This window comes from Acinetobacter sp. WCHA45, assembly GCF_002165255.2.
GTDB lineage: Bacteria > Pseudomonadota > Gammaproteobacteria > Pseudomonadales > Moraxellaceae > Acinetobacter.
Genome location: NZ_CP028561.1, coordinates 1,014,155 through 1,038,216, shown reverse-complemented (window position 1 = coordinate 1,038,216; position 24,062 = coordinate 1,014,155). Strand labels below are relative to the sequence as shown.

The 24,062-nt window shown below is 38.9% G+C and carries 21 protein-coding genes, 1 tRNA gene and 1 pseudogene; 11 read left to right on the top strand and 12 right to left on the bottom strand.

The window, feature by feature from the left end:
* Positions 1 to 33: 33 nt before the first annotated feature.
* The 3 genes from CDG55_RS06285 to CDG55_RS06275 all read right to left on the bottom strand — a co-directional run bounded on the left by CDG55_RS06285 (position 34) and on the right by CDG55_RS06275 (position 2,044).
* The gene (locus tag CDG55_RS06285) at positions 34 to 573 is read right to left on the bottom strand and encodes a KdsC family phosphatase (RefSeq protein ID WP_005157544.1); all 540 of its coding nucleotides are present in this window, start codon (positions 571 to 573) and stop codon (positions 34 to 36) included.
* A 3-nt stretch (positions 574 to 576) separates the two neighbouring features.
* Positions 577 to 1,554, bottom strand: coding sequence for a KpsF/GutQ family sugar-phosphate isomerase (locus CDG55_RS06280; RefSeq protein WP_087537127.1), 978 nt, complete (start codon positions 1,552 to 1,554; stop codon positions 577 to 579).
* Positions 1,555 to 1,702: 148 nt separating this feature from the next.
* Positions 1,703 to 2,044 (bottom strand): DUF6896 domain-containing protein, encoded by a 342-nt coding sequence (locus CDG55_RS06275; RefSeq protein WP_228252571.1) that lies wholly within the window; start codon positions 2,042 to 2,044, stop codon positions 1,703 to 1,705.
* 225 nt (positions 2,045 to 2,269) lie between these two features.
* On the opposite strand from CDG55_RS06275, the gene cysS reads away from it, so the two are divergent.
* The 3 genes from cysS to CDG55_RS06260 all read left to right on the top strand — a co-directional run bounded on the left by cysS (position 2,270) and on the right by CDG55_RS06260 (position 4,529).
* The gene (gene cysS / locus CDG55_RS06270; RefSeq protein WP_087537125.1) at positions 2,270 to 3,691 is read left to right on the top strand and encodes a cysteine--tRNA ligase; all 1,422 of its coding nucleotides are present in this window, start codon (positions 2,270 to 2,272) and stop codon (positions 3,689 to 3,691) included.
* A gap of 62 nt (positions 3,692 to 3,753) precedes the next feature.
* A tRNA-Gly gene (locus CDG55_RS06265) sits at positions 3,754 to 3,829 on the top strand.
* A 226-nt stretch (positions 3,830 to 4,055) separates the two neighbouring features.
* Positions 4,056 to 4,529: a copper resistance protein NlpE gene (locus CDG55_RS06260; protein WP_087537124.1), complete on the top strand. Its 474-nt coding sequence runs from the start codon at positions 4,056 to 4,058 to the stop codon at positions 4,527 to 4,529.
* Positions 4,530 to 4,623: 94 nt separating this feature from the next.
* Here the strand turns inward: CDG55_RS06260 and CDG55_RS06255 are convergent, their stop codons facing one another.
* Positions 4,624 to 6,228 (bottom strand): isocitrate lyase, encoded by a 1,605-nt coding sequence (locus CDG55_RS06255; protein WP_087537123.1) that lies wholly within the window; start codon positions 6,226 to 6,228, stop codon positions 4,624 to 4,626.
* 534 nt (positions 6,229 to 6,762) lie between these two features.
* Here CDG55_RS06255 and CDG55_RS06250 point away from each other — a divergent pair.
* Together CDG55_RS06250 and CDG55_RS06245 are read left to right on the top strand one after the other, a co-directional pair.
* On the top strand, positions 6,763 to 7,752 hold the full coding sequence (locus tag CDG55_RS06250) for a LysR family transcriptional regulator (protein ID WP_087537122.1): 990 nt from the start codon (positions 6,763 to 6,765) through the stop codon (positions 7,750 to 7,752).
* 140 nt (positions 7,753 to 7,892) lie between these two features.
* Positions 7,893 to 9,224, top strand: coding sequence for a hemolysin family protein (locus CDG55_RS06245; RefSeq protein WP_087537121.1), 1,332 nt, complete (start codon positions 7,893 to 7,895; stop codon positions 9,222 to 9,224).
* 278 nt (positions 9,225 to 9,502) lie between these two features.
* Here the strand turns inward: CDG55_RS06245 and CDG55_RS06240 are convergent, their stop codons facing one another.
* The 6 genes and pseudogenes from CDG55_RS06240 to CDG55_RS06215 form a co-directional block, all read right to left on the bottom strand.
* A complete protein-coding gene (locus CDG55_RS06240) occupies positions 9,503 to 10,018 on the bottom strand; it encodes a hypothetical protein (protein ID WP_087537120.1) in 516 nt (171 codons plus the stop codon).
* 198 nt (positions 10,019 to 10,216) lie between these two features.
* Complete coding sequence (gene cysN, locus CDG55_RS06235) at positions 10,217 to 11,830, bottom strand: sulfate adenylyltransferase subunit CysN (RefSeq protein ID WP_087537119.1); 1,614 nt, start codon at positions 11,828 to 11,830, stop codon at positions 10,217 to 10,219.
* Between the two features lie 83 nt (positions 11,831 to 11,913).
* Complete coding sequence (gene cysD, locus CDG55_RS06230) at positions 11,914 to 12,822, bottom strand: sulfate adenylyltransferase subunit CysD (RefSeq protein ID WP_004663051.1); 909 nt, start codon at positions 12,820 to 12,822, stop codon at positions 11,914 to 11,916.
* A 337-nt stretch (positions 12,823 to 13,159) separates the two neighbouring features.
* A complete protein-coding gene (locus CDG55_RS06225; protein ID WP_087537148.1) occupies positions 13,160 to 13,897 on the bottom strand; it encodes a transposase in 738 nt (245 codons plus the stop codon).
* Positions 13,898 to 14,023: 126 nt separating this feature from the next.
* Positions 14,024 to 15,550 carry a lysine--tRNA ligase gene (lysS, locus tag CDG55_RS06220; RefSeq protein ID WP_087537118.1) on the bottom strand — a complete coding sequence of 509 codons (1,527 nt, stop codon included), beginning with the start codon at positions 15,548 to 15,550 and terminating at the stop codon, positions 14,024 to 14,026.
* A 162-nt stretch (positions 15,551 to 15,712) separates the two neighbouring features.
* Positions 15,713 to 16,091: pseudogene (locus CDG55_RS06215) on the bottom strand (SRPBCC domain-containing protein).
* 406 nt (positions 16,092 to 16,497) lie between these two features.
* Here CDG55_RS06215 and rubA point away from each other — a divergent pair.
* The 4 genes from rubA (at position 16,498) to oxyR (ending at position 19,865) form a co-directional block, all read left to right on the top strand.
* Positions 16,498 to 16,662 (top strand): rubredoxin RubA, encoded by a 165-nt coding sequence (gene rubA / locus CDG55_RS06210; protein ID WP_004663059.1) that lies wholly within the window; start codon positions 16,498 to 16,500, stop codon positions 16,660 to 16,662.
* Positions 16,663 to 16,745: 83 nt separating this feature from the next.
* Positions 16,746 to 17,927: a rubredoxin reductase RubB gene (gene rubB / locus CDG55_RS06205; RefSeq protein WP_087537117.1), complete on the top strand. Its 1,182-nt coding sequence runs from the start codon at positions 16,746 to 16,748 to the stop codon at positions 17,925 to 17,927.
* 81 nt (positions 17,928 to 18,008) lie between these two features.
* The gene (estB, locus tag CDG55_RS06200) at positions 18,009 to 18,953 is read left to right on the top strand and encodes an esterase EstB (protein ID WP_087537147.1); all 945 of its coding nucleotides are present in this window, start codon (positions 18,009 to 18,011) and stop codon (positions 18,951 to 18,953) included.
* Positions 18,954 to 18,959: 6 nt separating this feature from the next.
* Positions 18,960 to 19,865 carry a LysR family transcriptional regulator OxyR gene (gene oxyR / locus CDG55_RS06195; protein WP_005157596.1) on the top strand — a complete coding sequence of 302 codons (906 nt, stop codon included), beginning with the start codon at positions 18,960 to 18,962 and terminating at the stop codon, positions 19,863 to 19,865.
* 63 nt (positions 19,866 to 19,928) lie between these two features.
* Here oxyR and dusB read toward each other — a convergent pair whose 3' ends face one another.
* Positions 19,929 to 20,954, bottom strand: coding sequence for a tRNA dihydrouridine synthase DusB (gene dusB / locus CDG55_RS06190; RefSeq protein WP_087537116.1), 1,026 nt, complete (start codon positions 20,952 to 20,954; stop codon positions 19,929 to 19,931).
* Positions 20,955 to 21,036: 82 nt separating this feature from the next.
* On the opposite strand from dusB, the gene CDG55_RS06185 reads away from it, so the two are divergent.
* Complete coding sequence (locus tag CDG55_RS06185) at positions 21,037 to 22,245, top strand: DUF1615 domain-containing protein (RefSeq protein ID WP_087537115.1); 1,209 nt, start codon at positions 21,037 to 21,039, stop codon at positions 22,243 to 22,245.
* Positions 22,212 to 22,886: an HAD-IB family hydrolase gene (locus CDG55_RS06180; protein ID WP_087537114.1), complete on the top strand. Its 675-nt coding sequence runs from the start codon at positions 22,212 to 22,214 to the stop codon at positions 22,884 to 22,886. The genes CDG55_RS06185 and CDG55_RS06180 overlap by 34 nt, the downstream gene beginning before the upstream one ends.
* Before the next feature lie 38 nt (positions 22,887 to 22,924).
* Here the strand turns inward: CDG55_RS06180 and proB are convergent, their stop codons facing one another.
* Positions 22,925 to 24,058: a glutamate 5-kinase gene (gene proB / locus CDG55_RS06175; protein ID WP_087537113.1), complete on the bottom strand. Its 1,134-nt coding sequence runs from the start codon at positions 24,056 to 24,058 to the stop codon at positions 22,925 to 22,927.
* Between the last annotated feature and the right edge of the window lie 4 nt (positions 24,059 to 24,062).

Genomic DNA, 24,062 nt, shown 5'->3' with positions numbered 1-24,062 from the left:
AGTTACCTGACCTTTGGGTAATTCACGCTACTATTAATGTGGTACAGCTAAATATTTTGCAAGTAGCTCTTGGTAAACGCCTTTTGAACATAAGAGCATATCGCATACTTCTCGAACTGCGCCACGCCCACCCATCGCTTGAGTGACTAAATTTGCACGACGACGAACTTCCTCATGACCATTGGGAACAGTAATACTCATGCCAGCAATCGCAAATGCAGATAAATCAGGCCAGTCATCGCCCATATATAAACAATCTTCAGGTAAAATATTTAACTGAGCACATGCTTCACGTAATGCCACACCTTTATCTTCTCGCCCTTGAAAAATAAGATCAACACCTAAATCTGTCATTCTTTTTTCAACAATATTGCTCTTACGTCCAGTGATAATAATCACTTTCATTCCTGCTTGTTGAACCAATTTCATACCTAACCCATCACGAATATCAAATGATTTCAGTTCATCACCTGAGTTTGTTAGGGTTACAAAGCCATCGCTTAAGATTCCATCCACATCAAGCACTAATGCTTGTAAATGACGTGCTTGTTCTTGTAAAGCATAAGATGCCATGGCTTAATTTACTCCTGCCTGAATAAGGTCATGCATACTAATCACACCAATCACTTTATTGGTATGATCAACAACTACAAATTGATTAATTTTTCTCTCATGCATTTTTTCCAATGCTTCCACCGCACGGGCTTCTTGAGAAATAGTGAGTGGATTTTTGGTCATAACTTCAGCAACTGGGAGATTTACATCAAAACCTTGCTGCTGATCAATCATTCGGCGTAAATCACCATCAGTAAAAATACCTAATAAAATATCGTTCTCATCAACAACCGTGGTAAGACCCAAACGTTTATCTGAGATTTCATATAACACCTTGTTCATCGGTGTATCAGGTTTAACTTTGGGTAATTCAGTCCCTGTATGCATCAAATGTTTTACATGCAAAAGTAAGCGTTTACCTAATGCTCCCGCAGGATGGGAACGAGCAAAATCATCTGCGGTAAAACCACGCGCTTCCAACAATGCGACAGCTAATGCATCGCCTAAAACAAGTGTTGCAGTCGTACTAGATGTTGGTGCTAAACCTAGAGGACAAGCCTCATCCGCCTCACCTAATGTCAGTGCAACATCCGCATTCTGTGGCATTGGTCCTTTATCATCACGACTGATAGTAATTAATGGTACACCTAGATGTTTGATTAACGGCATGAGCATCATGATTTCATCACTTTTGCCTGAATTTGAAATCGCGATTAATACATCACCTCGAACCAACATACCCAAATCACCATGCCCCGCTTCACCTGGGTGCATAAAAAATGATGGTGTCCCAGTTGATGCAAGTGTCGCTGCCATTTTTCGACCGATATGACCTGATTTGCCCATACCCGTCACAACAACACGCCCTTTACACTGCAAAAGAATTTCACATGCACGATCAAAACTTTCATTAATTTGTGTTGCAAGAACTTCTAAGGCTTGTTGCTCAATTCGCAGGGTCTCTAATGCGCTTTTTTGAAAATTTATGGCTTGTGACATATGATTTTGACCCCAGAATAATACGCTATCCACCTGAAGGCAGATGATTTTAATCAAAAGAATGATACTGATTCTAGCATAATTGAAAAATATGCACGTTTCTAAATGTAGTAGTTTTCATCAAAAATGAAGAGAGATTGAACTTATGTTAATTGCTAGAATCTACTAAGTAATAAAGTATATACCCTGAATAGACTAAACGACCTGCTTTCACTTCATCTTCAAAACATTGCTTTAAAGCAGCTTCGCTAGAAAATCCATATTCAAATAATCTTGAACCAGCAAAATCAAGCAATCTCCATAAATCAAAACCATTGATCTGCCCCTGCTCTCCAAAATCAAAATCTACGGCACCTCTAGGTAATTTAACCTTACTGCCAAAACCATGTTTAAAATATGGAATACCTCCTATCAATTTACCAAGTTGAGGGATATGCATACATGCCCATTCAATATTTGTAATAGGTTGCTTTATACCAGATCCTTGCATAAGAGCTAGAACCTCACATACTGCACTTTGATAAGCAAGAATGAGACATCTGAGATTGCTATTCATCATAAACTCAAGAGTAAAAAAAAATAATATGCGATATTGCTAAAAAATAGGCATTTATAAAGGCAATCACTCCTCCATTTTTTTCACCTGATAACTTTATGAAATACAATGCATACGTTATGATGAATCACGATTTTTGTAGAGTGTTTGAAAACCCTTATGCAACCTTTTGTTCTATATAATTCTGAGCAACGTAAAAAAGTTGAATTTGTCCCACGTCAAGAAGGTCAAATCGACATGTATGTCTGTGGTATGACTGTTTATGATTACTGTCATATTGGGCACGCTCGAGTTATGGTTGCATTTGATTACATCATCCGCTTCTTACGCAGCCAAGGCTGGAAAGTTCGCTATATTCGTAACATCACGGATATTGATGACAAAATTATTGCGCGTGCCAATGAAAATGGCGAAAGCATCCAACAACTCACGGCTCGTTTTATTGATGCAATGAATGAAGATGCAGCTAATTTAGGCTGTGCAGCACCAGACGAGGCACCAAAAGCAACTGAATATATTGATCAAATGCAAAATATGATCAATACATTGGTTGATAAAGGCGCTGCCTACCCCGCTGCCAATGGTGATGTCTATTTTGAAGTGACTAAATTTGATAAATATGGTCGCTTATCAGGTCGTAAATTGGACGACATGCAAGCAGGAGCATCAGAACGTGTCGATGTCGAAGTAGACAAGAAACACCCATTCGACTTTGTACTTTGGAAACATGCCAAAGAAAATGAACCTGCATGGGCTTCACCATGGGGCAATGGTCGCCCAGGTTGGCATATCGAATGCTCTGCAATGTCGACTTGCTGCTTAGGCAATCATTTCGATATTCATGGTGGTGGTTCAGATCTCATGTTCCCTCACCATGAAAATGAAATCGCACAAAGTGAAGCATCAACAGGTGAACAATATGTCAATTATTGGATGCATGTTGGTTTTATCAATGTTGATGGCGAGAAAATGTCTAAATCTTTAGGCAACTTCTTTACCATTCGCGATGTCATGGAAAAATTCCATCCCGAAGTGATTCGTTACTTTATTGTCTCATCTCATTATCGTAGCCCTGTCAATTTCTCTGATGTTGCATTAAAAGAAGCAAAGACCACACTAAGTCGTTTTTATCATTCATTTAAAGCTTATCAGCAAGTTTATGGTCAAAAAACAGTTGAAACTTTAGCGCAAGATCTTGTTGAACGCTTCAACAGTGCAATGCGTGATGATTTTAATACTGCGGAAGCAATCGCAGTACTATTTGAAATCAATAAAGAATTAAATCGTGCGGTTAAAGAAGAACAGGCTGAACAAGCAACTGTTCTTTATTCAACGCTACGTTATCTGACGAACATTCTTGGTCTAGTGCAATATGATGTTGAAGATTTTTTAAAGTCTGATATTGGTCAAGAAGCGCTTAATCTCTCTGATGTAGAAATTGAAGATTTTATTCAACAACGTGTTGATGCAAAAAAAGCTAAAGATTTTACAAAAGCTGATAGCATTCGTCAGTCTTTACTCGATCAAGGTGTCGTTTTAGAAGATACTCGCCAAGGCACAATTTGGCGACGTGCTGATTAATTCAACACTCAGTAACTTAGAGAGTTGACAGTTGGATGAAACTCTCTATAATGCGTCCTATTGCGGGAATAGCTCAGTTGGTAGAGCATAACCTTGCCAAGGTTGGGGTCGCGAGTTCGAGTCTCGTTTCCCGCTCCAAAATTTAAAAAGCCTTTATCTAACGATAAAGGCTTTTTTATATTTTAAATTTACTTTTTTCTAAAATTTTAATACTTTGCAATAAGTAGGTTAAATAATAAATTTAAATTCTGCCATTTATAGATTTACCAAAGGTTAAATAACCCTTACATACTGTCACTACCCTTTCTTCTTAAAATCCCATAGTTTAAATAACAATATTTTTCAAAAAAGAGTTTAACACCAAATGAAAAAGTCAATTATTGCAATTTCTCTAGCTTCTCTTGTATTAGCCGCTTGTAGTAAAACTGAAAATAAAAAAGTTGAAGAGCAAACACCAAATACAACTGAAGCTGTATCAGAAGCAACTGTATCTGATACTGCACATACTACTGAAAATGCATTAGATTGGAATGGCACATATAAAGGCATACTCCCTTGTGCAGATTGTGAAGGTATTAAAACCGAACTAGAACTTAATTCAGATAAAACTTATGAGATTAAAGAAACGTATCTTGGTAAGGGTGATGGCAAACGATTTGAAAGCAAGGGTAGTTTCCAATTCGATAACAAAAATTCATCTATTATTGAATTAGATAAAGCTGGTGATAGCCGTAAATATTTTGTTGCTGAGGGTTATTTAAAAGCATTAGATATGGATGGTAAAGAAATTACGGGTGATTTGGCTGATAAATATCAACTCAAAAAAGAAGCTGAATAATCTTTTTAAATTTTAAATGCTCGCTGTTGCGAGCATTTTTATGATTAAAATAAAAAACCCTGCTTAAGCAGGGTTTTTTTGAATCAATCGAGGCTTAGTGAGCAGCGAATTGGTTCATTGTGTTTTTAGCATCATCGTGCGCTTTAAGAGCATTGTCACCAGAGAAGATTTCTTTGTGATCATCACCGATGTCAGAACCAGCCATTGCTTGGTGTTTAACACAAGCGATACCACCGCGGATTTCTTTACGTTGTACGCCAGCAACATAAGCCAACATACCTTCAGAACCGAAGTAACCTTGTGCAAGCTCATGAGTAGAAAGAGCAGCAGTGTGGTAGGTCGGAAGAGTGATCAAGTGATGGAATACACCCGCTTCACGAGAAGCATCTGCTTGGAATGTACGTACTTTCTCATCAGCATCAGCAGCTAATTCAGTTGCATCGTACTCAGCGCTCATTAATTTAGCACGGTCGTAAGCAGAAACGTCTTTACCTTCAGCAACCCAACGATCGTAAGCTTGTTGACGGAAGTTCAACGTCCAGTTAAATGATGGGCTGTTGTTATAAACAAGCTTAGCATTTGGAACTGTTTCACGTACACGGTTAACCATGTGAGCGATTTCAGCAACGTTAGGCGTCGCTGTTTCGATCCAAAGAAGGTCAGCACCGTTCTGTAAGCTAGTTACACAGTCAAGTACAACGCGGTCAATTTGAGTACCTTCACGGAACTGGTATAGACCAGAAGCAAGACGTTTAGGACGGTGAAGTTTACCATCACGCTTGATCAGGATTTCGTCTTCTTGAGCTTCTGAAATGTCGATTTCAGTTGTGTCTAAGTAGCTGATGTATTGAGAAGCGATGTCGCCTGGCTCTTTAACCACTGGGATTTTTTGAGTCAAGTCAGCGCCTTCAGAGTCAGTACGTGCAACGATGATACCGTCGTCAAGACCCATTTCTAAGAATGCATAACGTAATGCATGGATTTTAGCGATGAAGTCTTCGTGCGGAACAGTTACTTTACCAGCTTGGTGACCACATTGTTTCGCATCAGATACTTGGTTTTCGATTTGAAGCGCACAAGCACCAGCTTCGATCATTTTCTTAGCAAGTAAGTAAGTCGCTTCTTCGTTACCGAAACCAGCGTCGATGTCAGCAATAATTGGCACAACGTGAGTTTGGAAGCCATCGATTTGAGCAGTGATTTCAGCAGCTTTAGCAGTGTCACCAGCTTCTTGAGCTTTTTTAAGAGCACGGAATAAATCGTTTAATTCTTTCGCGTCAGCTTGACGTAAGAAAGTATAGATTTCTTCGATTAATGCAGGAACAGAAGTTTTTTCGTGCATAGATTGGTCAGGAAGTGGACCAAATTCTGAACGAAGTGCAGCAACCATCCAACCAGAAAGGTAGATATAGCGACGTTCAGTAGTACCGAAGTATTTTTTGTTCGCAATCATTTTTTGTTGAGCGATGAAACCGTGCCAGCAACCTAATGATTGAGTATATTTGCTAGAGTCAGCATCATAAGCAGCCATATCACGACGCATAATCGCAGCTGTATATTTAGCAATATCTAAACCAGTTTTGAAACGGTTTTGCATTTGCATACGAGCAGCATCTTCTGGGCTAATATCGCGCCAAGTGTCGCCGAATTTTGCTTTTAATTCGCGGATTGCATCAATCGCTGTTAAATATGTAGACATGATATATTCCTTTAGAGGGATTGGCATCGAATGATCGCAAAAAACCATGCTTTTATAGTCTAGATTTTAAGCACTTCATCAACATATTGCACAGCTTAGTCTGTGCAAACAGATTAATCCAATATTCTTGGTTAATTTTCAGTATTTATTTATGAAATATACAGATAAAACGATATAGAATATTCAAAAAAATAAACCAAGACTTTGATATATAAATATTTTTAAAAATAAAATTCATCATAAATTATTCATTAAACAATCTAACTCGTATTATTTCTATACATTTAAAACAACTATCCAATACCAAAACATATGAATGAATAAAGCCAATAAATGCAGAAATGGCCATCGTGTTTTATATATTGAATATCATTTCCTCATGATAATGAATCTGTTATAAGCTTATTCAAATTTAATAAGACCAAACCATTCAACTATTTGCTATACCTTTTATCTCGTTTTAAGTTACACAAACGGCTTTAGTTATGTCATAATTCATCACAATTCAAAAATTTTATTTTCGGTATTTTTTTTATGAATCTGGAGCGGGTTGATCTCAATTTATTAATTTATCTTGATGTACTTCTTCGTGAAAAAAATGTCACACGTGCTGCAGAACAACTGGGTGTCACTCAACCCGCAATGAGTAATATTTTACGTCGCTTACGTAATTTATTTAACGACCCTCTACTCATTCGTTCTTCTGAAGGCATGACACCAACTGAGCGTGCACTCGAATTACAACCACGTATTCGTGATGCATTATCAGATTTGTCGATGATTCTCGAACCACGTACCGAATTTAGACCTTATACCAGTACGCGCGTTTTTCGCATAATGACTTCCGATTATGCTGAAGCAACGCTTGTACCGCGTCTTGTAAAAGCACTTCGCTCTGAAGCGCCAAATGTTGTACTGGACTTCTTAACTCCAAGTGATGTCTCTTATCGAGATATGGAGCAAGGCAAAGTTGATCTAGCCATTAACCGCTTCAATGAAATCCCGCAAAGCTTCCATCAAGTTTTGGTATGGCGCGATAGTTTTAGCTGTATTTTAAATGATAAACACCCTGCTGTAACCCATCTCAACCTTAAAAGCTATTTAGATGCTCAACATATTTGGGTTTCTAAAACAGGTATGGGTGTTGGCTTTGGCGTAAATCCAGATAAACAAGCAGGACTTGGTTGGATTGACCAAGCTTTGGAACGAATTGGTCAGCGTCGTAAAATTTCCGTGTTTACTCGCCACTATCAAATGCCTGCACTTTTAGCGCAAAATGTTGATCTGATTGCAACATTGCCAACACGTATGGCACGTTTGCAAGCACAAAATCCTCGTCTTCTTATTAAAGACCCACCATTTTACATTCCAGAGTTTGAACTTAAAATGGCTTGGTGTCCATTGCTACACCATCATCCTGCACATCGTTGGTTAAGACAACTTATCCTCTTTGTAGCACGCCAAATGATCGAAGAAGAAAATCGCGAATTTCTTTTAAATAATACGCAGTTTTCACAATATTAACATCTTCTTTTGTAACAATGTCTGGCTTTCTACGAGTACGCTTGTTGAACCCTAGTGTTACAACTGAGGTAATGTTCTCATTACCTTAGTCGTTTTTTATGTTACAACATATTCATAATAATATGCACCACAGGTGATGTGTGAGTCTCTTCCAAAATATTATTGTCATTATGCTGCTGATTTCTGCAGCGGGTTTTCTTTCACTCACTGAAATTGCCCTTGCGGGCGCGCGAAAGGTGAAGCTGAAGATTTTAGCGGAATCGGGCGAAATCCGTGCCCAAAAAGTTCTGGACTTGCAGCAACAGTCTGCCGATTTCTTTGCCGCCTCACAAATTGGTCTAAATGCGATTGCCATTTTAGGCGGTATTTTAGGTGAAGGGGCGTTTCGCCCCTATTTTGTGGAGTTTGTTGCACGGTTTTATACAGGCCCCTGGCTTGAAACAATTGGTTTCGCCCTCTCTTTTACTCTGGTCACCTCACTGTTTATTTTATTTGCCGACCTCATGCCCAAACGTCTGGCGATGATTGCACCTGAAAAGATTTCGATTAGGGTGATTGAACCCATTCAGATCTTCATCAAAGTCTGTAAACCGTTGGCTTGGGGAATTAATGCAATTGCAAACCTGTTGTTTCGCCTGTTCAAGGTCAATACCATTCGTGACGACAATATCACCTTTGATGATATTTCCGCAGTTATGGATGCAGGCGCACAGGCAGGCGTTCTGCAAAAGCAGGAGCACCATTTTATTGAAAATGTCTTTGAGCTGGAGGAACGCACAGTTCCATCCAGTATGACCACACGTGAGAACGTGGTGTATTTCACCCTCAAGGAAAATGAAAACAGTATTCGACAAAAACTGGCGGAATATCCTTATTCAAAATTCCTTGTCTGTAATGAGCACATTGATCAGGTAATTGGCTATGTGGATGCCAAAGACATTCTGGTTCGGATTTTAAACAACCAGTCATTACTGCAACTGAATGAATCAACCATCCGTACCGTCCTGATTATTCCTGATACCCTCACCCTGTCTGAGCTGCTAGACCGTTTCCGTTCAACCAAAGAAAAATTTGCAGTCGTGATCAATGAATATGCGCTGGTGGTGGGTGTGATTACCCTCAGTGACATCATGATTACTGTGATGGGCGACTGGGTCACGCCAATGGAGGAAGAACAGCAGATCATCAAACGGGATAATCATTCATGGTTCATTGATGGCAGCACGCCAATAGAAGATGTGAAACATGCGCTGGCGATTGAAGAGTTTCCAGAAAATGAAAACTATGAAACCATTGCAGGTTTTATTATGTACCGTTTACGCAAAATCCCACGCCCAGCCGATGCTGTAGAATATGCGGGTTTTAAGTTTGAAGTGGTCGATATTGACCATTATAAAATTGACCAGCTTCTTGTGACTCAAATCATACCAAACCAAGAGTCGGAATCACCCACACAGGAAAGCTCATCCTAAAAAACAAAGCCCACTAAAGTGGTCATGCTAATCAGTTAAGAGCTTAATAACCCTCCCTTGTGGAACTATAACCGTTCTTCATCCCTTAAAAAGGCAGGAAATTCACAAACATTTGATTTGTGGAAAGTTTCCCCTTACTAAGGGGAGATTTAGAGGGGTTTAAAAGCTTAACTGACTGGCATTACACTAAAATGGGCTTTTTTACTTTGCAACAAACCAAAATAGCAAAGCAATAATAGCAAAGAGCAGTACAAAGAATTTGATACCACCACTAGATTTTAGTTTCCACCATACAATGAAATTAACTCATCCAGCATTGCCTGATAATGAATGGCAATATCTTCCGCCAAAATTTTATAAGCATTATCAAACTGAACCATTGGCCATCCTTCTTTCCAAAATGGAAAGATGTTATGCAGATCATGAGTCACTATGGAATCTTCACGCACAATTGCTTGAGCAACCTGAGACAGAACTTGAGCTGTTTCAGCTCCATCAATCGCAAGATAATCAATACCTCGCACTTTTAAAATACGAATACGATCTTTTTTATAACGAATTTTTTTAGCTTGTCCAGAATTTAAACCTAATGCAAGTGTTACTGCTTCTACAAATTTATCTTCAAAACTTGTATTCAGTGCAACCAAAGCTTGCTTGTGCGCTTCTTGACGCCCAGCCTTACCCCCATTACGGATGATTTCGTTCGCTTCTGCATCAAGCTTATCTTTTTTCATAGACTGTAAAATGTCTAAAATTTCGATATCGCTTAAATATTCAGGAGTTTGCTCAGTCATGGGAGTCCTTAGACAATAATTCAAAGAACTATTGTCTCATAAAAGACCTTTCAAAACAGAATAAAAAAATATCAGCTCGATATATTTATCACTATTTTAAATTAAATCGAAGAATCAAAAACCTTCAAAGATATAAATTTCGAATTTATAAAATAAAAAAGCCTGCATAAGCAGGCTTTTAGAAGTCAGTCCAAGCTATTAAAGACGAACTAACTCCACGATTTTTTCAGCTGCTTCTTCAACTGTTTCAGCAGTGATATCCGTATCCGCACCATCAACAGTTGTCGTGATCACCACTACACCTGTTTCTCGCAATAAAACAGTTTGCTCAGTCGTTAAACCAACTTTTGCAATCGCAACCACACCTTGTTGAATCAACAAGCTTTCTAAAGCCTGAGCCTGTTCAATCAACTGAGCAGAAACACCAATCACAGCAGGTTTCTGACCTAAGCGCGCAGCACGATCTTCCGCAGTCACAGGATTGCTATGCGCTGTCCATTCAACTGCAGCTTCAACCATTCCTGCGCCAACAGTGACGTTGCTTAAACGGTCAATAAAGATAAATGAACCTGTGTAACGGCTGTCTTGATATTGGTCAAACACCACTGGAGCATCAAACTCAATTACAAGATCTGCAATTGCATTTAACTCAAGCTCTTCAACTTGAGTATGTTCAAGTGTATTTACGTTGACACGGTAATTGATCGCACTGACTTTTGCAGGAACAGTTTGCGTACCGATTTTAAGGTTATATAGTTTACCTTTCACTAGTGGATGTTCATTCATCCATACAACAGATGCACGAACACTACGCGAAATAAGCGGTTGTTCACCTGCACGAACTAAAACATTACCACGTGAAATATCAATTTCATCATTTAACGTTAAAGTAACCGCTTGACCTGCAATTGCTTGTTCAAGGTTTCCATCAAAAGTGACAATTTCTTTCACCGTTGATTTTTTACCTGAAGGTAAAGCAACGATTTCATCGCCAACGTTAATTTCACCCAGCGCAATCGTACCTGCAAAACCACGGAAATCAAGATTTGGACGGTTCACATACTGAACAGGGAAACGAAATTCTTTTTTGTTCGAATCACGCTTGATTTCCACTGACTCAAGAATGCTCATCAAGGTTTGACCCTTGTACCAAGGCGTACTTGCAGATGGATTAACAACGTTGTCGCCATTCAATGCTGAAATCGGAACGAATAAAATATTCTCTGGACGACGCTCACCAAGCTGGCTTAAGAATGCATCATATTCAACTTGAATTTCGTTGAAACGAGATTCAGAGAACTCAACCAAGTCCATTTTATTGATCGCAACAACGATATTTTTAATACCAAGTAAACTTGCAATAAAAGTATGACGGCGAGTTTGCGTTTGCACACCATAACGCGCATCAATCAGGATAATCGCAAGATCGGCCGTTGATGCACCTGTTGCCATGTTACGCGTATATTGCTCATGTCCTGGCGTATCAGCAATGATGAACTTACGCTTTTCTGTAGAGAAATAACGATAGGCTACATCAATCGTAATCCCCTGTTCACGTTCAGCTTGTAAACCATCAACCAGTAAAGCAAGGTCAGGAGCATCTCCTGTTGTACCTACTTTTTTACTATCACGCGTTACTGCTTGTAATTGATCTTCATAGATCAACTTTGAATCATAAAGTAAACGACCAATTAGCGTTGACTTACCATCATCGACGTTACCGCAAGTCAAGAAGCGCAAAAGGTCTTTATTTTCGTGCTGTTTTAAATATGCCAAAATATCTTGGCTAATAAGATCTGATTGATGAGACATTGCTCAAAACTCCACAAAATTCGAAATCTAATTTTGTAATTTCCCTACATCCCTCTTTTAACAGAGGGACTTGCTTAAGGAAATTAGAAATAACCTTCCTGCTTTTTCTTTTCCATTGAGCCAGCTTCATCATGGTCAATCATACGACCCTGACGCTCTGAACTGGTAGCCAAAAGCATTTCTTGGATAATTTCAGGCAATGTATCCGCCTCAGACTCAACTGCACCTGTTAATGGGTAACAACCAAGTGTACGGAAACGTACCGATTTCATTTGAGGAACTTCACCTTCCTTTAAACGCATACGCTCGTCATCGACCATGATTAACGTACCGCTACGCTCTACAACTGGGCGTACAGCCGAGAAGTAAAGAGGAACAAGTTGAATATTTTCTAAGTAAATATATTGCCAAATGTCTAACTCAGTCCAGTTAGATAAAGGGAAAACACGAATACTCTCACCTTTGTTCACTTTACCATTGTAAAGATTCCAAAGTTCTGGACGCTGGTTTTTTGGATCCCAACGATGCTTCGTATCACGGAATGAATAAACACGTTCTTTCGCACGTGATTTTTCTTCATCACGACGTGCACCACCAAACGCAGCATCAAACTGATATTTATCTAATGCTTGTTTTAAACCCTGAGTTTTCATGATGTCGGTATATTTTGAACTACCATGATCAAACGGGTTAATGCCTGCATCACGACCTTCTTTGTTCTGATGTACGATCAAATCAAAGCCATGAGTTTTTGCCATGTTGTCACGGAATGTGATCATGTCTTTAAACTTCCAACCTGTATCTACATGCAGGAGTGGAAAAGGAAGCTTAGCAGGATAAAATGCTTTCAAGGCAAGATGTAACATGACTGCTGAATCTTTACCAATTGAATAAAGCATCACTGGATTTTCAAATTCAGCTGCAACTTCACGAATAATATGAATACTTTCTGCCTCAAGTTGCTTGAGGTGAGTTAATCTATTTTCAGTCATGTACATATCCCCCCTTATCAATGTTACCCATAAAATCTATAAGTGGTATTAAACCACCACTTGGAAGACCGTGTGGAGGAACGAGTATCATAACAACTCCAATTTTTCGTGATATCGATATTCTTACTAGTGGACAAATGAGCAATCTAGTAAAGTTTATCCATTATAATAATTTAGAACGGCTTCTTTAGCTTGTTTTTTCATATCAATATGCAAAATTGTGATATGCATAGCTCAGAAAGAAAAGAAGGACTGTTAAAAATAACATGAAATTAAATTAAACAAAAAAGAAGCCGAATTCGGCTTCTTATCTATTTAGCTCTGTACACGACAAATTTCATAGGGCCCTTGTCCTATCAGGCTTTTTCTTTCTTAAAATTGCGAGCACTTTCTTAAATTCTTCTTTTTTCCCGAAACCAATCAAACGTAGAATAGCCATTTGAACATAGTCCAAACCGTAGCGAAATAAACTTACTGAAAGTCGTCCATGCTTCTTTATTTTTATTGCTTTTTTTCGATCATGTTGCCATTCACCTGTTAAATAGCACCAACAGAAACCGATAGCTCGCACTGCTATCAATTTCTTGACTCGTCTAGGGTCTGTTAAACGAGTATTTTCAAGATTGAATCCACGTCCTTTGAGACAACTAAATAAGGTTTCGATTTCCCAGCGTAATGCATAATCACGAATAGCAGAAGCATTAAACATAGGAGAAACAACAAGTATCGCTATTCCACGATAGACGATGGCTAACATCAAGATATTGATATCTCGTTTTCCCCATTTCCAGTTGGTTCTATCCAAAGTTAATTGGACTTTATCGAATGAAAATATATTGAAAATTAACTGAGAAATTTGACGATAATCGAAATACTGATCTGCAAAGAAGCGTTGTATACGTCGATAAAATGATTGTGGTAAGCACCTGATGGGTAAGGCTTTAGATGCAGAAGAAAGGTTACATGTCTGTTTTACAATTAATGCCAGCATAATCAGTGTAAAACATTTTGCATGTGACTTGTTCCACTTTAGATATTTGTTTAAGATGAGATGTAACTCATTGGAATGTGTCATCATATTCGTCGTCAGAAAACAAGTATTATGCCATTATTTCAATGAGTTATCTTTTTTGTCGTGTACAAAACCAACAAAATAAAAAGCCACTTTTAAAGTGGCCTTTTATTAATAATAAGTGAGTAATTAATCTTTACGGCGCATGTGTGGGAATAACAATACATCACGAATACTTGGGGCATTCGCAAACAACATCACGAGACGATCAATACCAATACCTTCACCTGCTGTTGGCGGTAAACCGTATTCTAGTGCTTCAATAAAGTCTGCATCATAATGCATAGCTTCATCATCACCAGCATCTTTTTCTTCAACCTGTGCTTGGAAACGTTCCGCTTGATCGATCGGATCGTTTAACTCAGAGAAACCATTGGCTAACTCACGACCACCAATAAAGAACTCAAAACGATCGGTAATGTGTGGATTATCATCATTACGACGAGCGAGTGGTGAGGTTTCAGCTGGATACTCTGTAATGAATGTTGGTTGACGAAGTTTAGTTTCAACAGTTTCTTCAAACACGATTGTTTGTAATTTACCTAAACCGAAAACAGGTTTCACTTGCTCTTTAAGCACTTCTTGAGTGAACTTGGCCAAAAACTCACGGTCATTCACATTTTCAGGGGTAAAGTCAGGGTTATGCTCAAGAATGGCGTCAAACATTGATATTTTCTTGAATGGACCTTTGAAGCTATACACCTCATCACCATAAGGCACATCGGTAGAACCTAAAATATCAATTGCGAGTTTTTCAAGCATGTTTTCAGTCAATGCCATCAAGTCTTTATAATCAGCGTAGGCTTGATAAAACTCGATCATGGTAAATTCAGGGTTATGACGTGTTGACACCCCTTCATTACGGAAGTTACGGTTAATTTCAAACACACGCTCAAAACCACCCACTACAAGGCGCTTTAAATAGAGCTCTGGTGCGATACGCAAATAGAGTTCCATATCCAATGCATTATGATGTGTTACGAATGGTTTTGCAGATGCACCACCCGGGATCACATGCATCATTGGTGTCTCAACTTCCATGAAACGCTCATTAGTTAAGAACGCACGAATACCTGCAACCACTTTGGCACGAATTTCAAAAGTCTTACGTGTTTCTTCGTTAACGATCAAATCTAAATAACGCTTGCGATATTTCGCTTCTGTGTCCGTTAAACCGTGGAATTTATCTGGAAGCGGACGAAGTGATTTGGTTAATAATTCAAATCCTTCAAGGTGTACATATAAGTCACCTTTGCCAGAACGTCCGATATAACCTTCAGCGGCAATAATATCGCCAAGATCTAAGCTTTTAATCGTTTCTAAAACGTCTGCTGGCAAACCTTTACGATCTACATAAAGTTGGATACGACCTGTCATATCTTGGATCACAATAAATGACCCACGGTTCAACATGACACGACCCGCGACTTTTACATAAACTTTTTCAGCACCTTCGATTTGTGCTTTATCTTGATCTTTAAATTGTTCCTGTAAGTCACCTGTATAGTGCTCACGTTTAAAGGTATTCGGCCAAGGACTTTTACCGCTTTGTTTAGCAGTCTCTTGGATTTGCTTTAACTTGGCATGACGCTGTGCGATTAAATCGTTTTCGGAAAGTGTTTGTTCAGAAGTCGATTGAGCGTTTTGTTGCGTCATCTCTGCCTCGATTTAAGTAAAATTGAAGTGGCATAGAATAGCAGATCAAAGCCCATTTTCGCACCATTTCAGTCACACAATCGTGAAAAAAGCAAAGATTTATCAACTTCAAAGCGAAAATAATACTTTTATCTTGCAATAAATATGTACTTAAAATGATTTCTATTGCTCAGCGAGTTGTTTAACCAAAGCTAACCCTTTTTCAAAACCTTGATTTATCATTTCAATATATTGGGGTTGAATATCCACTTCTACATAGAGTTGAGTAACGTCATCCAAATCAAATAACATGTACTTTTCTAATGCACCTGCCCAAGATTTTACATCGTCACTTTCAGTATCTTCCTCTCCATCTTGAATCATCCCGATATGTTTAAAAATAATCACATTCGGCTCATCTAAACGTTCGATTGTTGAAATCATGCCACCCCCTTATCATCATAGAAATAGGTTTTACCGCCTACTTTTTAGTCTGATCGTATGGTCGAGTTGCAAGAAAAAATTGGGTCCAAGCTTGGTAACTTTCTTTTTGCCATAATATTTCCTACACTTTTTGCTTCGAAGCCTTAATTTCAATATCGTAAGATAAAGTCTGCATTTTAGTTTTCTCCATAATTTTGGTGTTATTTTTGATCTTTTAATTTTAAATGGTTACTTTTCAACCACCTTATATTTATACTTTTACTGTTTTTAAAATGCGATAGAGATATACAGATCCATAAAAAATTAGAGTAATTGCTCAAATAACAAGACTTTCAGAACAAATTGCCATTCCACTTTCTACATAAATGATTAAACTCTTGCATTTGCTTTACTTAAATGGCGTTCTGCGTAAAAATCTAACTCCTGATTAACACAAGTTTGTTGTATTACAGCGATCGTAGCGACATTATGGAATAGTTTTACTGAAAGGCAATTTGAGCATACCTATCAGTTTGGAGAGTCACATGAAAAAATATCAATGTATCGTTTGTGGGTGGATTTACGACGAAGCGGATGGTTGGCCACAAGACGGCATTGCAGCAGGTACCAAATGGGAAGATATCCCTGATGATTGGACTTGCCCAGATTGCGGCGTTTCAAAAGCTGATTTTGAAATGATTGAAATCTAAATAGATCTAAAAGACCGTGATCATGATCATGGTCTTTTTTTTCCTATCGTTTGTTTTTATTGAAAGAAATACTGGAGAATATAATGCATCCTATCGTCATCATCGGATCGGGCATGGCAGGCTATACTGTTGCACGTGAGTTTCGCAAACTCAGCCCAGAACAAGAACTCGTTATGATCTGCGCAGATGATGCGGTAAATTATGCAAAACCAACATTATCTAATGCCTTTGCAGGGAATAAAGCACCTGAACAAATTGCCCTAGGTGATGCAGCTAAAATGGCAACGCAACTGAATATGCGCATTGAAGCTGAAACCTTGGTGAAAGAAATTAATGCTGAACAACATGAAATCACTTTAGAAAAAAATGGTGAAATTTTCACTCAACCTTATTCAAAACTTGTGCTTGCAGTAGGTGCAAACCCAATTCGTTTAGCAATTGCTGGTGATGGTAGTGATGATATTCATGTCGTGAACTCCTTGATCGACTACCGTACGTTCCGTGAAAATTTAGCAAAGCGTAAAGATAAACGCGTTGTGATTCTAGGCGCTGGGTTAATTGGCTGTGAATTTGCCAATGATTTATTACATAGCGACTACGATGTCACAGTAATTGATCTTGCACCACAACCACTTGGTCGCTTGCTACCAAATCACGTTGCGGAAGCCTTTAAAACCAATTTAGAACAGGCGGGCATTAAGTTCGCGCTTTCAACCACTGTTGAAAAAGTGACCAAGATCAATGATGGCGAAGACTATGCAGTCACATTGGCCAATGGTCAGACCTTAGTCGCTGACATTGTTCTTTCAGCAATTGGTTTACAGCCCAATATTGCACTGGCAAAAGAAGCAAATATCCAGACGAGTCGTGGCATCATTACCAATACCCTATTGGAAACCAGCCAGCCTGACATCTATGCAGTGGGCGACTGTGCTGAGGTGAATGGAACATTGCTGCCATTCGTCATGCCAATCATGCAACAAGCACGTGCATTAGCAAAAACACTGAGCGGGCAAACTACTGCTGTACACTACCCTGCAATGCCTGTTGCGGTAAAAACACCTGCTGCACCATTGACTGTATTACCTGCACCAATTGGTGTGGACGTGAATTGGGAAACTGAAGAGTTTGAAGATGGTATGCTTGCTAGAGCAGTAGATGATGAAGGTACATTGAGAGGTTTTGTGCTTTTAGGTGCGACTGCAAGCAAACAACGTTTAACTTTAACCAAACTTGTTCCAGACTTGATTCCAGCACAAGTTTAAGGTTTAAATTAGAGTCTGTTAAGAAAGAAATTTCTAGCAGACTCTAATTCTATAAAAAGAATTCAATTCGGAATGAATGCCATGAACAGTGCTTTACAATTTAATGTGTCACCTTATGCTCCATTTATGCAAGAAACCAAAGTCACTTTAGGTAATGGTATTGAACTGCATGTTGAAATGGGCGGCAATCCAGAACACCCAACAATCCTATTGATTATGGGTTTAGGTGCTCAAATGCTGTTTTGGCCTGACTTCTTTTGTAAATCATTGATTGATCAAGGCTTCCGCGTTATCCGTTTCGATAATCGTGATATTGGTTTATCTTCAAAAATTCGTGAAAAAAGAAAACGCCTTAATACCATGAAACTCATGAGTCGCTTCATCATCGGGCTCGGTAACGAAGGTGCACCTTACACTTTATATGATATGGCTGATGATGTTTCGATGTTAATCGACCAATTGGGGCTTGAAAAAACATATATCATAGGCGCTTCAATGGGTGGCATGATCTCTCAAATCGTGGCAGCGAAATATCCAGAAAAAGTTGAGAAAGTCGGATTATTATTTACAAGTAATAATCAACCCTTCCTGCCACCTCCGTTTCCAAAACAACTTTTCAGCTTATTAGGTAAACCTGAAGCACATGACGAAGATGCGATTGTGAATCATAGTTTGAAAGTATTTCATATTATTGGATCACCAGGTTATGTGAATCAAGTTGAAGCAATTCAAACCATTCGTAAACTATATCGCCGTAGTTTTTACCCAGCGGGTGTACTTCAACAGTTTTTAGCAATATTATGTACAGGTTCTTTGTTAGCATTGAACAAAAATATTACTCAGCCGACTTTGGTTGTACATGGTTCAAAAGATCGTTTATTACCACAAAGTCACGGGAAAGCTGTTGCAAAGGCTATTTCTGGTGCTAAATTTGAATTAATTCAAGGAATGGGGCATGATATTCCTGCTCACTTCATTCCACAACTTAGCGGTTTGTTTGCTCATCACTTTAGATCATCACACTAGGACTCTATGGCTGCATTACCCTCATTAAGACAGCTATCGTATTTAGTTACGTTGTCAGAAACTTTACATTTCACTGAAGCTGCGCGCCGTTCATTTGTCACTCAGTCTACTTTGTCGGGTGGTATCATGGAACTAGAGCGCCTCTTAGGTGGCGTCCTAGTTGAGCGTGATCGTCAAAACGTTCGTTTAACCCCATTAGGCGAACAAGTCGTTGCACGTGCACGAGTATTACTTGCCGATGCACAAGATTTAATGCGCCTAAGTAGAGAAATGAGTGAACCGTTAACAGGTGATCTACATCTCGGTATTATTCCTACGATTGCACCATTTATTTTGACTCAACTACTTGATGAAGTGCATCGACAACTGCCGAAGATTCAGCTTCATTTACATGAAGCTCAAAGTGAGAAAATCGTAGAAAAGCTAGAACACGGCAATTTAGATATGATTGTTCTGGCGCTTCCTTTTGACACTCGTGGATTAAAAGTTGCAGAAATTGCAAAAGAAAATTTATTTGTTGTCTACAATAAAAATGACAAGAATGCTGAGAATGCAAACTCACTAGATGATTTGGACTTATCGCGTCTGATGCTACTCGAAGAAGGTCATTGTTTACGAGATCACACCTTAAGTGCCTGCCCTGTGGGTGAGCGCAAAAATGATCATCGTTTAAAGGCAAGCTCTCTTCCAACTTTAGTGGAAATGGTGTCGTCAAATCTTGGCTTTACACTGCTACCCGAAATTGCCTTGAAAAACAGCATGATTCATTTCAATGAAGAAATTGCAGTAAAATCAATTGAAGATGCCCCGAACCGCACATTGGCATTGGTGACACGAAAAAGCACACCATTACAAAGTGAATTTGATGTGATCTTTCAAATTCTGCAAAAAATCACTGCACATTTAGAGTAATCGGAAGCCTGTAATGAAACTCATCTATCATTACAGGCTTTTAAACAAATAAAAATAGCATCACTATTTAATGTCTAGTAAATTGACTTGTTCAACTTCCACATCACTCATACGCTGCCCTAGATCAAGCAATTGATCAAAATATGCTTCTACAACCTTGGCCTGATCAGCAGTACTCTCTACTTTATACATACTTTGGCGAAATTCATTACTCGAACGCAAGCCTTTGGTGTACCAAGCAATATGCTTGCGCGCAATACGACAACCAGAATATTCGCCATAGAATTGATATAATTCTGATAAATGCCCTAATAGCACAGCTTTGACTTCAGCAATATCTGGCGCTGCCAAGTGTTTACCTGTTTTTAAGTAATGTGCTATTTCTCGAAATATCCATGGTCGACCTTGTGCAGCACGTCCAATCATAATCGCGTCTGCGCCAGTATAGTCTAGGACATATTTAGCTTTCTCAGGACTATCAATATCACCATTCGCAATCAATGGAATATCAATCAGTTCTTTTACCTGCTTAATCAGCTCATAACGGGCTGTGTTCAAATACATATCTTCACGCGTACGACCATGTAAGGCTAAAGCCGAAATTCCTGATTCTTCAGCACGTTTTGCCACACGCAAAATATTTTCATGACCATTTAAAAATCCTAGTCGGGTTTTTAAAGTCACTGGCACATCCACGGCCGCAACCACCGCATCTAGAATTCGGGCTACTAAATCTTCATCTTGTAATAATGCTGAACCTGCCAACTTGTTACAAACCTTTTTGGCTGGACAACCCATATTGATATCAACGATTTGTGCACCGTTAGCGACTTGGTAACGAGCAGCTTCCGCAAGTTGCTCTGGGTCAGAACCCGCAATTTGTGCTGAAATTGGCGCAAGTTCGCCATCAAAATTTGCCCGATATAAACTTTTCTTACTCATACGTAAAGTTTTATCAGCCGTCATCATTTCACTTACGGCATGACCTGCACCAAAATATTTACATAGTGTCCGAAAGGGTCTATCTGTTACGCCTGCCATAGGTGCAACAATCAAGTTATTTGACAGTTGATATGAACCGATATACATATATATTCTTACAAATTCTGAGCAACATAGTATACTTCATTCGCCCATTTGACTCATCTTTTTATGTGGTGTTGTTCTGATTATGAATAAATCATTCCCTACTCGTCCTTTATTAAAAATTATGGGCATACTCACTGCATGTCTCAGCTTAACAGCTTGTGAAGATAAAGCATGGTGGTCTAATGGCAAAGAACCAGAAATGGAAGCAGAACAAATTAAGAAAGTCATTCCAGCGCGTGTGAATGACCGACAGTCCTGGGCACAGGATATTTTTGACATTATGCAGGAACTCAGCATTCCAAAAACCAAGCAGAACGTATGTAGTGTGGTTGCTGTGGTAGATCAGGAATCAAACTTTGTTGCTGATCCAGCCGTCTCAGGACTTGGAGAAAAAGCAGTACAAGAAATTAATACTCGACTCAAAGAAAAATTTGAAGCAAAGTTGGGTGAAACCATAGGTGGAACAGTCGCAGGCTATTTTGAGGACGTACTCAAAAATCAACCTTCTCCAGAAAATAATTACATGAGTCAAATGCGTAAAGTTAAAACGGAGCGCGAGCTGGATTTGCTCTACCGTGAGATTTTCGACTACATGTCAAAACATTATCATGTCAGTGCATTAACGGGTGCAGCGAAACTCGTTGGACAAGATATCGGGGAAAAAATGAATCCGATTACGACATTGGGTTCAATGCAGGTTCATATTAATTACGCCAAAGAACATAAACGCCAAAGTGGTAGTATTGCCGAATTGCGTAATGATCTATATACCCAATATGGAGGTTTATACTATGGTATTCATCGATTAATGGAATATCCTGCTGATTATGACAAAGCAATCTATCGCTTTGCAGACTACAATTCTGGTGTTTACTCAAGTCGAAATGCAGCGTTTCAAAGCATGTTAAATGCACTCACCAAGACTGAAATCAGTCTCGATGGTGATCTATTACTTTACAATAAAGATGGCGATGTGAAATCAAACCAAAGCCAAAGTGAAAAAGAGCTCATCGCTGTTTTCGCTCAAAATAATATTTTAGTGACACCACGCCAAATTCGTGATGATTTGAAAAAAGAGAAAGAGAAAAAATTTGAAGATACTCAAACTTATTTAGCCGTACAAAAGCTATATCAAAATAAAACCCAAAAAGAGCCAATTTATGCAACCATGCCACAAGTCGTTATTTCAGGACCAAAACTGAGTCGTGATTACAATACAAACTGGTTTGCAAGCCGTGTAAATGGACGATATGAGACATGCATGCAAAGAGCCAAACGCATAAAACTATAAATCTTGCTTTATTTGACTTTGATGGCACACTCTATCCTAAAGATAGTTTTACGGGGTTTATTTTCTTTACCCTATCAAAGCGTCACATTGTAAAAAAAGGCTTAACTATATTACCTTGGATTCAAGCCTATTATTTACGCTTGTATCCTGCACATGCATTGAGACCTCGATTATTTCAAACGATGTTTGAAGGTATCTCCGCCAAATTTGTAGAAAATTTGGTTGATGAATATGCGCAAAAATTAATAAAACAATTAGATCCAGCTTTACTAAAGCAGCTTTATCTTCATCAACAGCGTGGTGATCATATTGTTCTTGTTTCTGCATCAGTCGATTTATATTTAGCACCAATCTGTGAATTGCTTAATATTGAGTTAATTTGCACCCAAACAGAAATTAAGAACGGTACTTTAACGGGTCGTTATCGCTCTGAAGATTGTAGCCGTGAACAGAAAAAATTACGGATTTTGCAACAATACAATTTAGAAGACTATCAATATATCTATGCTTATGGAAATAGCGAAGAAGATCTGGATATGTTGTCATTGGCTGACCACCCGTACATGATGGGAGAAAATAAATCACTTCCAGAATTAAAATTTGATGCACTAAGAATTAGTTCCAATATAGAACGAACATAAAAAAAGCTCGCCTAAGCGAGCTTTTTTTATATTTGTATTTAGTAAATTGCCATGTGGTCTCGATGAATCATTTCTAAAGAACGTGCCTCACCCAAAACTTGGTAGACTTTCTCAGAAGGTAAACCCTTCACCATTTCTGCTGAACGAGAACTAAAATTCACACGACCAACAGCAATACGAGCACCATTCTGATCAACACATTCAACTACATCACCACGATCAAAATGACCTTCAATGGCTTTCACACCTACAGGTAATAAACTACGATGCTTCAGTTTAATCGCTTCAACAGCACCATCATCTATCACTAAACGACCTGCTGTTTGCAAATGAGCTGCAAGCCATTGTTGATGAGCGGTCACACGGTCATTATCAGTTGTAAATAATGTTCCAAGCATCTCACCCGCCATTAAACGAGCCAACACATGGTCACTTTCACCACTAGCAATTAAAGTCGGACAACCAGACTTCGCTGCAAGACGTGCTGCACGAACTTTGGTCACCATACCACCGCGACCTAAAACACCACCACCACCCGCCATTTCAAATAAAGTATCGTCTAATGCACGAACTGAAGAAAACAACTTGGCATTTGGATTACTACGCGGATCAGAATCGAACATGCCTTGCTGATCTGTCAAAATAATCAACAACTCAGCCTGAACCTGCCCCGCCACCATTGCGGCTAAAGTATCGTTATCACCAAAACGAATCTCATCGGTAGATACCGTATCATTTTCATTAATGACAGGAATCACACGCCAATTGATCAAGTTTTGCAAAGCATCACAAGAGTTGAGGTAACGACGACGATCAGCAAGATCATCATGCGTGAGTAGGACTTGTGCTGTTTGAATCCCATGTTGATCCAATACGCTTGACCAGGTATGGATTAAACCCATTTGGCCAATAGCAGCACAAGCTTGCAAACTGGGTAAATCAGTGGGTCGACTCGCAAGTTTCATGCGTACCATCCCCTCTGCAACTGCACCAGAGGACACTAAAATAATTTCGTGCCCAGCATTGTGTAGATCCGCAATTTGTTTCGCCCAATGCGAAATTGCATTTAAATCTAAACCTTGCCCATTTGCAGTGAGTAAAGATGATCCGATTTTAACAACGATTCGTTTACACGCATTGAGCTGACGTTGCCCATCGACCACTTCTATCATTTTT

Bases quoted from the DNA above. Each gene is read 5' to 3' on its own strand.
- CDG55_RS06285 (WP_005157544.1), bottom strand. From the start codon at position 573: ATGGCATCTTATGCTTTACAAGAACAAGCACGTCATTTACAAGCATTA.
- CDG55_RS06280 (WP_087537127.1), bottom strand. From the start codon at position 1,554: ATGTCACAAGCCATAAATTTTCAAAAAAGCGCATTAGAGACCCTGCGA.
- CDG55_RS06275 (WP_228252571.1), bottom strand. From the start codon at position 2,044: ATGCAAGGATCTGGTATAAAGCAACCTATTACAAATATTGAATGGGCA.
- cysS (WP_087537125.1), top strand. From the start codon at position 2,270: ATGCAACCTTTTGTTCTATATAATTCTGAGCAACGTAAAAAAGTTGAA.
- CDG55_RS06260 (WP_087537124.1), top strand. From the start codon at position 4,056: ATGAAAAAGTCAATTATTGCAATTTCTCTAGCTTCTCTTGTATTAGCC.
- CDG55_RS06255 (WP_087537123.1), bottom strand. From the start codon at position 6,228: ATGTCTACATATTTAACAGCGATTGATGCAATCCGCGAATTAAAAGCA.
- CDG55_RS06250 (WP_087537122.1), top strand. From the start codon at position 6,763: ATGAATCTGGAGCGGGTTGATCTCAATTTATTAATTTATCTTGATGTA.
- CDG55_RS06240 (WP_087537120.1), bottom strand. From the start codon at position 10,018: ATGACTGAGCAAACTCCTGAATATTTAAGCGATATCGAAATTTTAGAC.
- cysN (WP_087537119.1), bottom strand. From the start codon at position 11,830: ATGTCTCATCAATCAGATCTTATTAGCCAAGATATTTTGGCATATTTA.
- cysD (WP_004663051.1), bottom strand. From the start codon at position 12,822: ATGACTGAAAATAGATTAACTCACCTCAAGCAACTTGAGGCAGAAAGT.
- CDG55_RS06225 (WP_087537148.1), bottom strand. From the start codon at position 13,897: ATGACACATTCCAATGAGTTACATCTCATCTTAAACAAATATCTAAAG.
- lysS (WP_087537118.1), bottom strand. From the start codon at position 15,550: ATGACGCAACAAAACGCTCAATCGACTTCTGAACAAACACTTTCCGAA.
- rubA (WP_004663059.1), top strand. From the start codon at position 16,498: ATGAAAAAATATCAATGTATCGTTTGTGGGTGGATTTACGACGAAGCG.
- rubB (WP_087537117.1), top strand. From the start codon at position 16,746: ATGCATCCTATCGTCATCATCGGATCGGGCATGGCAGGCTATACTGTT.
- estB (WP_087537147.1), top strand. From the start codon at position 18,009: ATGAACAGTGCTTTACAATTTAATGTGTCACCTTATGCTCCATTTATG.
- oxyR (WP_005157596.1), top strand. From the start codon at position 18,960: ATGGCTGCATTACCCTCATTAAGACAGCTATCGTATTTAGTTACGTTG.
- dusB (WP_087537116.1), bottom strand. From the start codon at position 20,954: ATGTATATCGGTTCATATCAACTGTCAAATAACTTGATTGTTGCACCT.
- CDG55_RS06185 (WP_087537115.1), top strand. From the start codon at position 21,037: ATGAATAAATCATTCCCTACTCGTCCTTTATTAAAAATTATGGGCATA.
- CDG55_RS06180 (WP_087537114.1), top strand. From the start codon at position 22,212: ATGCATGCAAAGAGCCAAACGCATAAAACTATAAATCTTGCTTTATTT.
- proB (WP_087537113.1), bottom strand. From the start codon at position 24,058: ATGATAGAAGTGGTCGATGGGCAACGTCAGCTCAATGCGTGTAAACGA.